Source organism: Bacillus sp. Au-Bac7 (genome assembly GCF_021341655.1).
In the GTDB taxonomy this organism is placed as follows: Bacteria; Bacillota; Bacilli; order Bacillales; family Cytobacillaceae; genus Niallia.
In genome coordinates this window covers 704,065-717,268 of record NZ_JAJTTG010000002.1, presented here as the reverse complement: position 1 = coordinate 717,268, position 13,204 = coordinate 704,065, and the positions used below count along the sequence as shown (strand labels likewise).

The following is a 13,204-nucleotide window of genomic DNA, read 5'->3' as shown; positions in this document are numbered from 1 at the left end:
TAAAATCACGATATAGGAGAAAATATGGATATACAAAAAGTAATAAAGCTATTGCTGCACAATAACATTCTTCATGAAGCACCACTTGATTATCACAGGTTAAATGGTGGAACGGTAAGTGAGTTGTATGTTCTAAACCTTGATAATAGTAAAGTGGTAGTGAAGAAAAATCAGCCAAAGATAGTGGAAGCAGAGGCAAAGTTTTTGCAATGCTACAAGGATAATTCGTTACTACCTAAGCTTTTATTTGTTGAACAAACAAATGGATATTTTGTTTATTCCTTCATTGAAGGCACTGTGAATGACAAGAGAGTAAATAAAAAAGATATGCTACAAAAGCTTGTACAAGGTCTTTTAAATACATATACCCCTGTAGCAACTGAAAGTGGGTGGGGTTGGGCTGATGAGCCATCGGTATCTTGGGAAGATTTTATTACCGCGGAAATGAAGGAAGCGAATGACATTTTACAGCACTATTTAGACAACTATGTTTATCAGTACATATTGAATGTTGCTACTAAAAGAAGCGGTGAAAGAAAACAATATTTATTGCATGGCGACTGCGGTGTGCACAATTTTATCTTTCATGACAGGCAATTAGCAGGTGTTATTGATCCAACCCCAGTAATTGGCGAACCTCTTTATGACTTAATATACGCCTTTTGTTCGAGCCCAGATGATTTGACGAAAGAAACGTTCAACAGTGCAGTAGGATTGCTAGCAAGCAAACATAATCTGAACGAAGCTTCCCTCTATGAAGAAGTACTTATTGGATTATATCTTCGTCTTGCAACATGCATAAAGCATCACCCAAGCGATTTAGAAGACTATTTGACTGCATGGAATTACTGGGTCAGGATAGTTGAAGAAATAAATAGGAAATAAAAAAGCACAGAGAGCAATTATTGCCTTTGTGCTTTTACTCTTTTAGTTGTTATCCGAATTATAATTGTGTAAATATTCCTTCACCCATTTGCACCAATTTAAATACATTTCTGCATAACGGATACCATATTCTGAAGTTATTACAGAGCCTAAATTTGTGTTTGGAGATTTTTCAGAGAAGTTTTCCTGCCATTCTTTTGTCATGCTCAGCACTCTTTCCTCTCTTGTAATAACTTCGTCTAATAACTGAATAATTTCTGCTTTTGACATAATATCAAATGCTGCTGCCTTAATTAGAAATTCATCCTTTATTTTGGCAGGCTTTAATGGGCTATGGAGTATCCAATCCAATAATTCTTTTTTTCCCGTATCCGTAATCGTATATATTTTCTTATTAGGTGAAGAATTTTGGATAATAAGTTCATGCTGCAGCAACTCTTCGTTTTCTAATTTATGAAGCTCTGTATAAATTTGACTATGGGTAGAGTTCCAAAAATACACTACCTGCTCTTTGAAAATATTCACAACCTCATAACCGCTAACAGGTTTTTTTGCAATTATTCCTAATAAAGCATACCGTAAACTCAATGTATCCCACTCTTTTCCATTCTTATAATGTTATCAAATTATACCATAACTCCTTGTCTAAGTTGAATAAAGGCATATATTATTATATTATTAACATATGTCATTTTAGACATATGACTATTTAGGTTAGGAGTGAAGATGTATACAAGTGAATAAAATTACTAAAGGATTCTAAATCCGAAGTTAGTAATTGCTGTTTTAAGTTATAAGGCTAACGGAAATATTAACTACTAAAGAAAAAACTAGAAAGGGCAAATAATTGCCGCAATTCATCCATGTTTAGGCAATTAAGGTATTAGACATATGAAAAAAATATTTAACAAAAAAGTTCTTCTTTCTTTACTAATCGTTATTTTATTAGCTGTTTCAGCATTTTTTGTCTGGACACAGATCACTTATGAAGCAATTGATGATCCAGCAATTAAGATGGACAATAAATATTCTAAGGATGGTGATTGGCTAATTTATGGAGATAAGGACAGTACAACAGGTATCATCCTTTATCCTGGAGCAAAAGTGGAACCTGAAGCTTACGGTTACTTAGCACAAGAGCTTGCTAAAAATAATATGCTGGTAGCTATTCCAAATGTAACATTGAATTTGCCTATTTTCGATTATAGTAAAGCTGATGAGCTGATCGGTGAATATAAAGGTGTGGAAAATTGGATTTTAGGCGGACATTCAATGGGCGGAGCGGCAGCTGCGATGTATGCCGATAAGAATATTGATAAAGTTCAAGGGCTAGTATTATTAGGTTCTTACGCAGCTGAAAATGAAACGCTGTCTAGTTCCAGTCTGCCAGTGCTATCCATTAGTGGTTCAGAAGATGGCTTAAGTACACAAGCAAAAATTAAAGAAAATAAACCTTATCTGCCTGATACTGCTGAGTATGTTGAAATCGCAGGTGGAAACCATGCTCAATTTGGTGTTTATGGTGAGCAGTCTGGCGATAATGAAGCCAAAATCAGTGTGAAGGAACAACAAGATAGTATCGTAGACAATATAGAAAAATGGGCAGAAGAGCATAATTGGACTAAATAATTCGAGTAAGGAGTAATGTATGGACAGTTTGTTATTTTTGCTATTTACGATTATATACTTAGTTATCCTTATTATAATCCTTAAAATATTAAAAAAATCTTCTATTTTAAGCCTGTTTTTCCTATTACCAGTCGTAATCGGCCTTTTATACGATAATGGTGTTATTACAATAGGGAAATTTCTTGGAGAAGGAACGCTAGCAGAGAACTTAAATCTCCTGCGCTTTCTTCTTCATGCACTATTCACACCTTTTCTGGTCTTTTATGCTTGGGCTGCGATAAAGAAAACAAACAGCCGTTTTGGTCAGAGTGTTAGTTTTCAAATAGCGCCTTTTATCGTAACGCCATTATTAATACTAATAGAACTTTATACAGAAGTGGTTGGCCTGAGAATCGTTCCTAAGTGGGAGTATGGTGTTCTTTCATACAGTTCAGAGCACAGCGGCGGGCCGCCTATTATGGTTATCCTTGTTTCTATTATTCTTTTGATTGCTGCTATTATCGTTCTAATTAAACAAAAATGGATTTGGTTTTTTGTCGGAGCTTTTTTAATGATTGTTATGAGTGCCGTACGAATACCAATAAACAGTAATGCTGTTACTAATCTTTTTGAAGTCGTTTTAGTAGTATCATTGTTATCAACAAGTTTATTCCAAGCAAGAAATCCAGTAAAGTAATAGAAGTTTATTACCCCTCTTTTATAAAGAGGGGTTTTGGGCTGTTTCAAAAGATTTAATGAAACCATTTTCATACGTTTCCGTATATATAGGTAATACTTATTCGGGGGTTTTAATATGATAAAAGTAATTCCTTGGCAATATAAAGCGCTTTCTTCTTTTGATACGATTGTAAATATGCAAGATGGCAACGGAAATGTAATAGGTACTATTAGATTAGAAACAGAGGGGACAACTAAAAAATTAGCAAAAAGAAGTATTCTTGGCCAAAAAGAGGTTTTTGTCAGACAAAACCATATCACAATTCAAAATGCTTCGGAGACAATAAAAATAAAAGCGACATGCGATACAAGCATGTCATCAGCAGCTAATCGTGTATTAAATAGAGAAGTGGTTTATAAAAAGGCTGGAAGCAGCCAAACCATTACACTCACATATCACAATGAAACCGTAAAATATTTCTACGAATTTCCCTTTAATGATGAGATTTATCAACTATTTTTTGATGATGATGGCTTAACATTTGAGATTTTAAAGGACAAATCGTTTGTGGCAAAATATCAGCATCACAGTGAGGATAAGCATAGCTTTGAAGTAGAGTCAGCATATGAAGAGGATTGTTGGTTATGGCTTACTTTGTTCATACATTTACATTATAACTTTAATAGAAATAGAGGTATTGTATTTAGAGGATTATCCTAATTATGTGTAACTTGTTTATTATATTATAAAGCTGGTTCTTTATGAAAAGAGTCCGCTTTTTTTTATTTACAATAACTTAAACAATATTGAATTTATGGTGGAAGGAAGTCGTTTACAATATGTCGAACATAAACTTATAAAACATAATGGAGGTTTTATAGTGGAACAGAAGGACTTGTGGAGCTTAATAGAATTGTCTAAATCAGGTGATGATCAAGCAGAATGGATAATTGAGGAACTAGCTCAGAAAAAAATAGAGGAAGTGATAGATTTTGAATGTCATTTCCAATCACTGATGAATAGCAGTTATCAATCTCGCCTATGGGGAGCGGCATATGTATTAATGGGCGGATGTTCTGACGATGCTTTTGATTATTTTCGAGGATGGCTGATTGGACAAGGAGAGGAAGTGTTCAATAAAGTATTGAAAGACCCTGAGTTTCTAGCAGAGTATATCAGCGAAGATAATCTTGACGAAGAAGGTTTCCCTCAAAATGAAGAATTGCTTTCTGCTGGCTTAGATGCTTATAGTCTCATTAAAACAGGTGATACAGAATGGAATGATAGTATTTATGATGAGTTTCTAGAAGCACTTGATCAGAAGGGCTTACAGCCTGCAAAAGAAATAGAGTTTGATTGGGAAGAAGAAGATTTAGAGGGTTTATTTCCAATACTATGGAAAAGATTTGGAGAAAATCCTCTTGGATGAATTTACATAAAGGGCATGTTTTAGACACTGACGCGGCGTTGATTCTAATTAATTGGAATTGACGCTGCTTAAAATGGTGGAGGTGCTGTGACTTTGAAAAAACGAAGAAAACTTTTTCTTATCATTGCAGCAGCGATATTAGGACTATTAGCAATAGGTGTTTTGCTATTTTTCACTGTTACCCCGATTTATCATGGTACCGTTTTAGAAGTTCAGCAAAATAATCAGCAAGATAGGCACCCTTCCATATGGGTTAAGGAATATTCCCCTGAAGACACCACAAATAAAACGAAAAGAGAATTAAGGAAGATGTATGAATACCAAGGGATTGTTTTTGATATGCCAGCCTATATTCCTGATAAAGTAATAAAAAATCTATCTCAAGGCCAAGAAGTGAAAATTTACTATAGTGGGATAGTTGAAGCTTCTGCTCCTGGCGGTGGTGATGCTTATTGGGTAACCATTGTAGATGAATAGGAAGTATACAGAAAAGTTAGCAGTGTTTTTAGCAAACCAAATCAATATTCTTTTTTGGAAAAGGAGTTAATACGATTGAGGCATGGAGTGATTAAAGCAACAATTCCTTTAAAAAACCAAAAAACAATCAGCTATTAGATTGTCCATTGGTTATTTGAGTTACAGCTTATGCTGCTTCCGTTTTTTGGAAATAAATATATAACTTTCAGTACAGCGCTAACTATGCATGCTGTGATAGAATATCACCCCTGTTAATAGTCTGCTCCTAATTGCAATTCTGCAACTGAATAGAGTACAGCATAGCCGCTGATTCTGACTCTCTCACCATCCAGCTTGCAATATAAAGTTCCGCCCCGCTCAGATAGATGTCTTGCTACCATTTCTGTTTTGTTTAATTTTTCTGACCAGTAGGGAATAAGCTGGCAATGTGCAGAGCCGCACACAGGATCTTCGTTAACATTTAATTTCGGGAAAAAAGCTCTTGAGACAAAATCAAACTGATTGCTTTTAGCTGTTAAGATGACACCGACTCCGTCTTCTATTTCCTTCAGTGCAGTGAAATTAGGAGTTGCTTGAAGCACATTATTTTCATCTTCCAAAACTAACATAAGATCTCTCGCTAAATAGGCTGCAACAGGAGTAACGCCTAGTGCGTTTATTATATTATTAGAGATGTCTATTTTAGCTGGCATCCTGCTTGGAAAATCCATTTCAAATAATTCTCCTTTTTTTAATACAGTTAAATCACCGCTTAGTGTTTGGAATATCCATTGTTTTGCTTCTTTCGTATAAAAATTGGCTAAAACGAAAGCTGTCGCAAGGGTAGCATGGCCGCACAAATCAATTTCTCCTCCTGGTGTGAACCATCTTAAATGATATTTATCACCGGTTTTTACAGCAAAAGCAGTTTCTGATAAATTATTTTCTTTGGCAATTAACTGCATGAGATTATCAGAAGGCCATTTCTCTAAAATACACACAGCAGCTGGATTTCCTTCAAATACTTTTTCAGCAAAAGCATCGACAAAATAACATTTCATTACTATTAGCCTCCTAAAGGTTCGAATAATTATAAATATTAAAATATCATGTAGCTTGTATGCAATCAATAGTAAAAGTGAAATTTGTAAACAGCCATAAATTATGGGGAATTATTTCATAATAAATAGGGGGGATTTGAATGCAGCCTATCAAAACTACGGAAATTCCAGCTGCTATAACAGATTATCTTAAAAATATTAAATCAATTAAGTTTCCTCGGCAGGGATGCACCTCAGATGTTGGAATAATTGAAAGTACACAAGGAACTTATGCGCTAAAAAGGGCAAAGGGTGACCTTTATTGCTCATGGCTGGACAAAGAAATAGTTGTTTTAAACTGCTTAAGTAATCAGACAACATTACCTGTTCCAAAAGTGATAAAGTATGTAAAACAAGCCAAGCTAAATGAATGCTGGGCTCTTCTTGAATTTATAGAGGGAGAAACAGTGAGAGCGGCTTTATCGAAAGAAGAAAATAAGGAGCAGAGGCGAAAAATATTGGTTAATTTTGGCGCAACTTTAGCTCAGATTCATGCCACTCCATGTCCTGGTGAACTAAGGAACACGCATTGGCTAAGCCGCATGCTAGAGGAGGCGGACTTCTACCTAGAAAATTATCAGGTGGATGGAAATAAGGAGTTATTAGAAAAAATGAAGAAAACGAAACCTACAAGCTATGTATCAACGCTCATTCATGGAGATTTTACGATTGATAATGTATTAGTGTCTGCTGGCGAAATAACTGGTGTCATTGATTGGGGACGCGGGGATTTTGGCGATCCAAGATATGATGCAGCCTTAGCTGTACAGCCAAGAACCAATATTTTTGATGAAAGAGGAGATAAAGAACTATTTTTTAAAGGATATGGAGATAATATTATAGATGAAAATATTTACGATTTTTATGTAAATGGATTGTATGAATTTTTTTAATGCTCCCCTCTCTTCTTAATGAGCCTATGAAATAAGCTCGATATGGTAATAAAGCCTTCACATTACTGTGAAGGCTTTATTGGATGACACAAAATTATTTTTCTAATGCTAGCATATTCATTTGGATGGAATAAGTATTAGGAGAAAAAGCAATAGATATATTTTCATTCGATTCATCAATTATGCTGAAATAGCCTTGATTAGAATCAACCAGTCTTTCTTTAATTTGATATTTTATTACTTCTAAATATTCCTTTTGTTTGTCATCTATCTCGATTGCTATTTTCAAAGTAGGATTGTTCATATTTTTAAATCCCTCCTAATTAGTTTATAAAATCATTATGGCCCATACATGAAAAGGATAAACAATATTGCTAATACGGACGTCCGAAGCTCTGCACTCGTTAACTAGAATCACTCCACTAACCAAACAGCTGCCTGACGAATAAGATACATCAATTACTTTATTTGGAATGGTGTTATATGAACGGTCATTGGAAAGAAATAACTGGTTCCCTTCTTTCTACAATTGGTACGATCCAAGCTGCGATTGGGAGCACTCCTGATTTTCATTTGAGCAAAAATCAAAACTATGAACTCCGCTTAGTGGGTAATGTGCTGCAGGCTTCTGGGAGTGCATTATCTGCTGATGGTCAAGGAACCGTATCGTTAGAAAAGATCGGGGACGAAATCCAGGCTGTTGGTAATTCGACAGTCATTACTGGTCTGATCCTTTATGGAACTTCTAATACAGAAACGGAGCAAAGACTTATTATTACTGGTAACTGGCTTCAAGCATTAGGGAGCTTTGTGGGTCTTGCCGATGAATTCTTTGATTCAACAGAAATGGGCAGGGCAGAGAATATTATCGGTAATCTGCTGCAAGGAATCGGCAATTCGTTACAAGCTGTAGGTGGTGTGCAAGCGTTAAACACAAATAACTTAAACCAAGGTAAAACAGGGGTTGCTGGCAGCTGGATACAAGCTGCAGGTTCTGTCATCTCCCTTATTGGGCAAATACAAGAGGAGCTGGAGGAAATTCGGCTTAATATTAATGAATAAATTATTACAGACTATTAGTAGTTGTTATATGTAGATTCGTTGGTCAAAAATCCAAAACAATCAGCTTACTTTAACTTTTGGACATATTTTTAGGAAAAGTAAGGGAACAATATTAAGGCCAATAGTAAGGATAAAGATGGAGGAGTAAAATGGAAGTAAATCACGACCGAATTAAATTAACTGCTGCAGAATTGTCCTACTTATGGGCTACCTTCCTTGCAGATAGTATGTCTATTTGTGTTTTTAAGTATTTTCTTAAACATATCGAAGATGAAGATATTAAATCAATTATTATTCATGCAATGAAGCTCTCAGAAGAACATGTTGAATTTATTAGACAGATATATTCAATGGAAAAAATACAAATACCCCAAGGATTTACTGAGGAAGATGTCAATTTAAATGTTAAGCGCTTGTTTTCAGATACTTTTTACTTAGTTTATCTTAGAAATATGTCTAAAGGCGGGCTAGCTACACATGGAAGAGTATTGCAGAACACTTACCGTCAAGATATACGTACTTTTTTTACCGCTTGCCTAACTGAGACAATTGAAATTGATAATAAAATAACTAGCCTGTTATTAGAAAAAGGAATAGCAGTTCGTCCACCTGTTATTCCATATCCCGAAAAATTAGAGTTCGTACACAAGCAAGCCTTTATTTTAGAAGGTTTTGGCAGAAGGAGGGTACTATCTGGCACTGAGGTAACCAATCTGTTTGCTAATGTCCAAACAAATCATACAGGAATATGCTTAGCGATGGCTTTTAGCCAAGTTACAAAAAATGAAAAGGTTCGTAAATATTTTTTAAGAGGGAAAGAAATTGCTATCAAGCATGTGAAGGTGTTAGACAGTTATTTAGAAATGGCTTCACTGCCGACTCCCATGTCTGCTGTTCACGAAATAACAGAATCAATGGAAGCACCTTTTTCGGATAAACTCATGATGTTCCACTTTAGTTTGATGGTTTATGCTGGGATTGGCAACTATGGAATATCTATTTCTGAAAGTCAGAGAAGCGATTTAGTTGCGGATTATCTGCGTTTAATTGGGGAAGTGTTGAAGCTCTCTGAAGACGGTTCAAATATCATGATTGATCATGAGTGGTTAGAACAGCCGCCAGTGTCAGCCGACAGAAATTAACTAAACTGGAAATAGCAAAACATAGGGAGCTCCGTCCAGCTTCCTTGTTCACTTTTTTAATTTGTTAATAGCAAGTAAATTGGTGGTATCGGATAAAAATTCAAAATAAAAAGCATAATAAATGGAAGTGTCTCACTCCTAGCGAAAATGCCGCTGATTAAAGAAGGGGATTTTTTGAAAATCACAAAATTAATAATATTGATTGTTTTAGTTAATCTTTTAAGCGGTTGTTGGGATCGGAAAGAATTGATGAATGTTTCCATTGTTACAGGGATGGCGGTGGACAAGGGTGATAATCAAAAATATAGACTGACTGTTGAAACTACGGCAGCTTCAGAAGTCAGTCCTCGTACGGCGGAAGGCTTTGCTCCTGCAAACGTTCAGACATTAGAAGGTAACACGATTGCGGAGATTACCCATAAATTTAATATTACAAGTGAACAAAGTTTTATACTTTCCCATATGAGGCTGTTAGTGATTAGTGAAGAAATAGCAGAAAAAGGCATGCTTGAATTTATGGATTTTTTGGATAGGAATCGGGAAATACGCGATGATTTTGAAGTAGTTATCGCAAGAGGCGGCGATGCTGCCGATGTATTAAAAGTCAATAACATGTACAAAAAAAGTGCATCCTTAAAAGTTTATACACAGCTCGTATCCATGTATAAAGACTGGGGAGGGGTGCCTGAATTAAAGCTGAATGATTTTATTCGAATTTATAATTCTGACGGACAAACGCCTGTACTTGTAGCGATGAAGGTTAGAGGAGACCCGAAAAAAGGCGGCAATATTGAAAATATGAAAAGTGTAACTCCTGAAAGTAAAGTAGACGTTGATTCTCTCGGTATTGTAAAAGGTGGTAAATTGCTTGGTTATATCTCTTTCTACGATGTTAGAAATATGCTGTTTGTCCAAAATAATATTAAAAGTACCGTTATTTCTGCTGTGTGTGGGAAAGATGATAAAAAAATAGGTTATCGTGTTACAAATTCGCTGACAAAAGTAACTGCAGCAGAAAAGGAAGGGGTACCAACCTTTACAATAAAAGTTAAAACAGAGGGATTTCTCCTAGGGACGCAATGCCTAACTAATATTAAGAAGCCATATGCATTTGAGGACTTTGAAAAAGCAATTAACACTCTGATGGAAAAAGAAATAACCGATAGTATTGAAAAAATGAAAGAGGATTTTAATGCAGACATATTTGGGTTGGGAGAACTGCTAAGAGAACAAGACTACAAGCATTTTAAAAAATATAAGAATAATTGGGATGAGGGGTTTGCAAAATCAAAGATCCAAATTATTTTTGATTCGGAAATAAAAAGAACTGGACTAAGAAATGAACGTCTTATCATGAAATAGAAAATAATGTATATTTAAAAATAAATTTCAGTTGCAGATTGCAGCTGTTTTTTTATATGAAAAGAAAGGGATCCTATATTTTAAAAAAGCCCTGATATAATGAAAGTAATATCGTATAGGTAACAATAATGAATTGATTGCTTAAAAATAGACATTAAATTTAATCATCTAGAATAGTAATATAAATAACTATAAAATGAGGATTTAATAATCGTAATTGAATTGGATAATTTTATATGTTATAGTATTTTCATAACTTATTAAAGTTGTTTAAAAAGTTTTTGGAGACTTATTAAATGGTTTTAAAAAGTCCTTGAAGCGGCAAATAAATTACTAAAATAATGATGAGCGAGGTTAACTATGGCATTATTTCTATTAATCATTATTTACTTGGCATTTATCAGCTTAGGCTTGCCGGATTCGCTGCTTGGGGCTGCATGGCCGGTCATGCAATTAGACCTTGGCGCACCGCTTGAGACTGCCGGCTTGCTTTTTATGGTCATTGCGGGCGGTACAATTATCTCGAGTTTAATCAGCGGTAAGGTGCTCAAACGTTTCGGAACTGGCAAGGTTACATTTGTCAGTGTTCTAATGACAGCTGCTGCCTTGCTTGGATTTTGCTTTGCGCCCTCTGTTGTTTGGCTAATTGTATGCGCTATCCCGCTTGGTTTAGGAGCGGGGGCCGTTGATACAGGCTTGAACGATTATGTAGCTGTTCATTATAAAGCCCATCATATGAGCTGGCTGCATTGCTTTTGGGGAGTGGGGGCTACTCTTGGCCCAATTATTATGGCTCAGTTTATCTCAGAGGGAAATATGTGGAGAAGTGGCTATTTTGTTATCTCTGCCATTCAATTTGTATTAGTATTCATTCTTTTGTTCACATTGCCTTTATGGAAAAGAGTCGGTAATAATCATAATACATCTGTACAGGAAGAGTTATTAGAAGCTGCTTCTGTTGATGATGAAAAAGCGCTAAAGCCTTTACAGGTTAAAGGGGTAAAACTGGCTATGGCGACGTTCTTGTTTTATTGTGGTGTGGAAGCAACATTAGGGCTATGGGGCAGTAGTTTTCTCGTAAACGTGAAAGGACTAAGTGCCGCATCTGCCGCACAATGGGTTTCCTTATATTATGCAGGAATTACTGTGGGCAGGTTTTTAACAGGGTTTATCACCTTCAAATTGACTAATCGAACATTAATACGTTCAGGGCAATTAATTGCCTTGCTTGGTGCAATCATATTATTGTTACCACTGCCATCACTGTTTTCACTAATAGGCTTTATCATTATAGGCTTAGGGTTAGCACCGATTTTCCCATGTATGCTTCATGAAACGCCTGCCCGTTTTGGAAAGAGACATTCACAAACGATCATGGGCTACCAAATGGCATTAGCTTATACTGGCACAACCTTCATGCCGCCGCTCGTTGGGTTTATTTCATCTTCTTTAACAATTGGAATCTTTCCAATTTGTATCATTATCTTTGCTGCGGCAATGCTGTTATGTTCTGAAAAATTGAACCAACTATTAAAAAGAAATACAAAAACTGCTTTATAAAAACATATTAAAGGTAGGACTCGTCATGAAAACAGAAAAAGAAAAGATGCTTGCGGGAGAAATGTATGATCCAGCAGATCCAGTACTAACTAGTGAGCGTAAGGAAGCAAGACAAAAGGTAAGGCTATATAATCAAACAATAGAAACGGAGGGCGAAAAACGGGCTGCATTGTTAAAAGACTTACTTGGGGCAACAGGACAAAACATTTATATGGAACCTAATATCCGTTTTGATTATGGAAGAAACACTTATGTTGGAGAAAACTTTTATGCCAATTTCGATTGCACTATTCTTGATGTGTGTGAAGTCCGTTTTGGTGACAACTGCATGCTGGCTCCAGGTGTGCAAATCTACACAGCAACACATCCGCTCCATCCAACAGACAGAAATTCAGGCAAGGAATATGGTAAACCAATCACATTTGGAAACAATGTCTGGATTGGCGGCAGTGCGATTATTAATCCAGGAGTGACAGTAGGGAATAATGTTGTTATTGCATCAGGTGCGGTTGTTACAAAGGATGTTCCAGACAATGCAGTCGTTGGTGGAAATCCGGCAAGAATCATTAAATATATTGAACTATGATACAGAAAACGGAGTGATTCAGAAATGAGAATAGAGCATGTGGCCATTTGGGTCAATGATTTGGAAGCGACGAAAGCTTTTTATGAAAAGTATTTTAATGGTAAGTCATCAAGCAAGTATCATAATAAAGTAAAGGAATTCGAGTCTTATTTTCTTTCATTTGACTCAGGTGCAAGATTAGAGATAATGCGCAAAGCAGGTATTGATAAGAAGAGCAACGAGGAAATACTCGGCTGGGCTCATATTGCCATCTCTTTAGGAAGCAGGGAGGCAGTGGATGATATGACCGCCAGATTAAAAAATGACGGTTACCGTCACGTAAATGGTCCTCGGGTTACTGGTGACGGCTATTATGAAAGTGTTATAGAAGATTCGGAAGGGAACTTGTTAGAGTTAACTCTATAATGTGCAGGGCAGGGCTGTCGTTAAAGACAGCCTGCTT

General features: G+C 35.9%; 16 protein-coding genes. 13 read left to right on the top strand and 3 right to left on the bottom strand.

The genetic code is table 11. The features are described 5' to 3' along the window. Positions 1-24: 24 nt before the first annotated feature. On the top strand, positions 25-885 hold the full coding sequence (locus LXM54_RS12255; protein ID WP_233315450.1) for a phosphotransferase: 861 nt from the start codon (positions 25-27) through the stop codon (positions 883-885). Between the two features lie 42 nt (positions 886-927). Here LXM54_RS12255 and LXM54_RS12250 read toward each other — a convergent pair whose 3' ends face one another. Further along, positions 928-1,473, bottom strand: coding sequence for a PadR family transcriptional regulator (locus LXM54_RS12250; protein WP_233315449.1), 546 nt, complete (start codon positions 1,471-1,473; stop codon positions 928-930). 303 nt (positions 1,474-1,776) lie between these two features. Here LXM54_RS12250 and LXM54_RS12245 point away from each other — a divergent pair, with 303 nt between their 5' ends. From LXM54_RS12245 to LXM54_RS12225, 5 genes are all read left to right on the top strand, one after another. Next, the gene (locus LXM54_RS12245) at positions 1,777-2,514 is read left to right on the top strand and encodes an alpha/beta fold hydrolase (RefSeq protein ID WP_233315448.1); all 738 of its coding nucleotides are present in this window, start codon (positions 1,777-1,779) and stop codon (positions 2,512-2,514) included. Positions 2,515-2,533: 19 nt separating this feature from the next. Beyond that, a complete protein-coding gene (locus LXM54_RS12240; protein ID WP_233315447.1) occupies positions 2,534-3,190 on the top strand; it encodes a hypothetical protein in 657 nt (218 codons plus the stop codon). 117 nt (positions 3,191-3,307) lie between these two features. Further along, the gene (locus tag LXM54_RS12235; RefSeq protein ID WP_233315446.1) at positions 3,308-3,892 is read left to right on the top strand and encodes a hypothetical protein; all 585 of its coding nucleotides are present in this window, start codon (positions 3,308-3,310) and stop codon (positions 3,890-3,892) included. Between the two features lie 160 nt (positions 3,893-4,052). Then, a complete protein-coding gene (locus LXM54_RS12230) occupies positions 4,053-4,601 on the top strand; it encodes a DUF4240 domain-containing protein (protein ID WP_233315445.1) in 549 nt (182 codons plus the stop codon). A 93-nt stretch (positions 4,602-4,694) separates the two neighbouring features. Next, positions 4,695-5,078 carry a DUF3221 domain-containing protein gene (locus tag LXM54_RS12225; protein WP_233315444.1) on the top strand — a complete coding sequence of 128 codons (384 nt, stop codon included), beginning with the start codon at positions 4,695-4,697 and terminating at the stop codon, positions 5,076-5,078. A 251-nt stretch (positions 5,079-5,329) separates the two neighbouring features. On the opposite strand, the gene LXM54_RS12220 is transcribed toward LXM54_RS12225, so the two are convergent. Continuing rightward, positions 5,330-6,118: a PhzF family phenazine biosynthesis protein gene (locus tag LXM54_RS12220; RefSeq protein WP_233315443.1), complete on the bottom strand. Its 789-nt coding sequence runs from the start codon at positions 6,116-6,118 to the stop codon at positions 5,330-5,332. Positions 6,119-6,258: 140 nt separating this feature from the next. On the opposite strand from LXM54_RS12220, the gene LXM54_RS12215 reads away from it, so the two are divergent. Beyond that, positions 6,259-7,050 carry a phosphotransferase family protein gene (locus tag LXM54_RS12215; RefSeq protein WP_233315442.1) on the top strand — a complete coding sequence of 264 codons (792 nt, stop codon included), beginning with the start codon at positions 6,259-6,261 and terminating at the stop codon, positions 7,048-7,050. A 94-nt stretch (positions 7,051-7,144) separates the two neighbouring features. Here the strand turns inward: LXM54_RS12215 and LXM54_RS12210 are convergent, their stop codons facing one another. Beyond that, positions 7,145-7,354: a hypothetical protein gene (locus LXM54_RS12210; protein ID WP_233315441.1), complete on the bottom strand. Its 210-nt coding sequence runs from the start codon at positions 7,352-7,354 to the stop codon at positions 7,145-7,147. A gap of 179 nt (positions 7,355-7,533) precedes the next feature. Here LXM54_RS12210 and LXM54_RS12205 point away from each other — a divergent pair, with 179 nt between their 5' ends. From LXM54_RS12205 to LXM54_RS12180, 6 genes are all read left to right on the top strand, one after another. Next, a complete protein-coding gene (locus LXM54_RS12205; protein ID WP_233315440.1) occupies positions 7,534-8,112 on the top strand; it encodes a DUF6944 family repetitive protein in 579 nt (192 codons plus the stop codon). A gap of 149 nt (positions 8,113-8,261) precedes the next feature. Continuing rightward, entirely contained in the window at positions 8,262-9,254 is a 993-nt protein-coding gene (locus LXM54_RS12200) for a DUF3231 family protein (protein ID WP_233315439.1), read from the top strand. Positions 9,255-9,428: 174 nt separating this feature from the next. Continuing rightward, the gene (locus LXM54_RS12195) at positions 9,429-10,616 is read left to right on the top strand and encodes a Ger(x)C family spore germination protein (RefSeq protein WP_233315438.1); all 1,188 of its coding nucleotides are present in this window, start codon (positions 9,429-9,431) and stop codon (positions 10,614-10,616) included. A 360-nt stretch (positions 10,617-10,976) separates the two neighbouring features. Further along, positions 10,977-12,176, top strand: coding sequence for an MFS transporter (locus LXM54_RS12190; protein ID WP_233315437.1), 1,200 nt, complete (start codon positions 10,977-10,979; stop codon positions 12,174-12,176). Between the two features lie 25 nt (positions 12,177-12,201). Further along, positions 12,202-12,762 (top strand): maltose acetyltransferase domain-containing protein, encoded by a 561-nt coding sequence (locus tag LXM54_RS12185; RefSeq protein ID WP_233315436.1) that lies wholly within the window; start codon positions 12,202-12,204, stop codon positions 12,760-12,762. Between the two features lie 24 nt (positions 12,763-12,786). Then, positions 12,787-13,167 (top strand): VOC family protein, encoded by a 381-nt coding sequence (locus LXM54_RS12180; RefSeq protein ID WP_233315435.1) that lies wholly within the window; start codon positions 12,787-12,789, stop codon positions 13,165-13,167. Positions 13,168-13,204: the final 37 nt, after the last annotated feature.

Coding starts and splice junctions, on each gene's coding strand:
- LXM54_RS12255 (WP_233315450.1), top strand. CDS start 25: ATGGATATACAAAAAGTAATAAAGCTATTGCTGCACAATAACATTCTT.
- LXM54_RS12245 (WP_233315448.1), top strand. CDS start 1,777: ATGAAAAAAATATTTAACAAAAAAGTTCTTCTTTCTTTACTAATCGTT.
- LXM54_RS12240 (WP_233315447.1), top strand. CDS start 2,534: ATGGACAGTTTGTTATTTTTGCTATTTACGATTATATACTTAGTTATC.
- LXM54_RS12235 (WP_233315446.1), top strand. CDS start 3,308: ATGATAAAAGTAATTCCTTGGCAATATAAAGCGCTTTCTTCTTTTGAT.
- LXM54_RS12220 (WP_233315443.1), bottom strand. CDS start 6,118: ATGAAATGTTATTTTGTCGATGCTTTTGCTGAAAAAGTATTTGAAGGA.
- LXM54_RS12215 (WP_233315442.1), top strand. CDS start 6,259: ATGCAGCCTATCAAAACTACGGAAATTCCAGCTGCTATAACAGATTAT.
- LXM54_RS12210 (WP_233315441.1), bottom strand. CDS start 7,354: ATGAACAATCCTACTTTGAAAATAGCAATCGAGATAGATGACAAACAA.
- LXM54_RS12205 (WP_233315440.1), top strand. CDS start 7,534: ATGAACGGTCATTGGAAAGAAATAACTGGTTCCCTTCTTTCTACAATT.
- LXM54_RS12200 (WP_233315439.1), top strand. CDS start 8,262: ATGGAAGTAAATCACGACCGAATTAAATTAACTGCTGCAGAATTGTCC.
- LXM54_RS12190 (WP_233315437.1), top strand. CDS start 10,977: ATGGCATTATTTCTATTAATCATTATTTACTTGGCATTTATCAGCTTA.
- LXM54_RS12185 (WP_233315436.1), top strand. CDS start 12,202: ATGAAAACAGAAAAAGAAAAGATGCTTGCGGGAGAAATGTATGATCCA.
- LXM54_RS12180 (WP_233315435.1), top strand. CDS start 12,787: ATGAGAATAGAGCATGTGGCCATTTGGGTCAATGATTTGGAAGCGACG.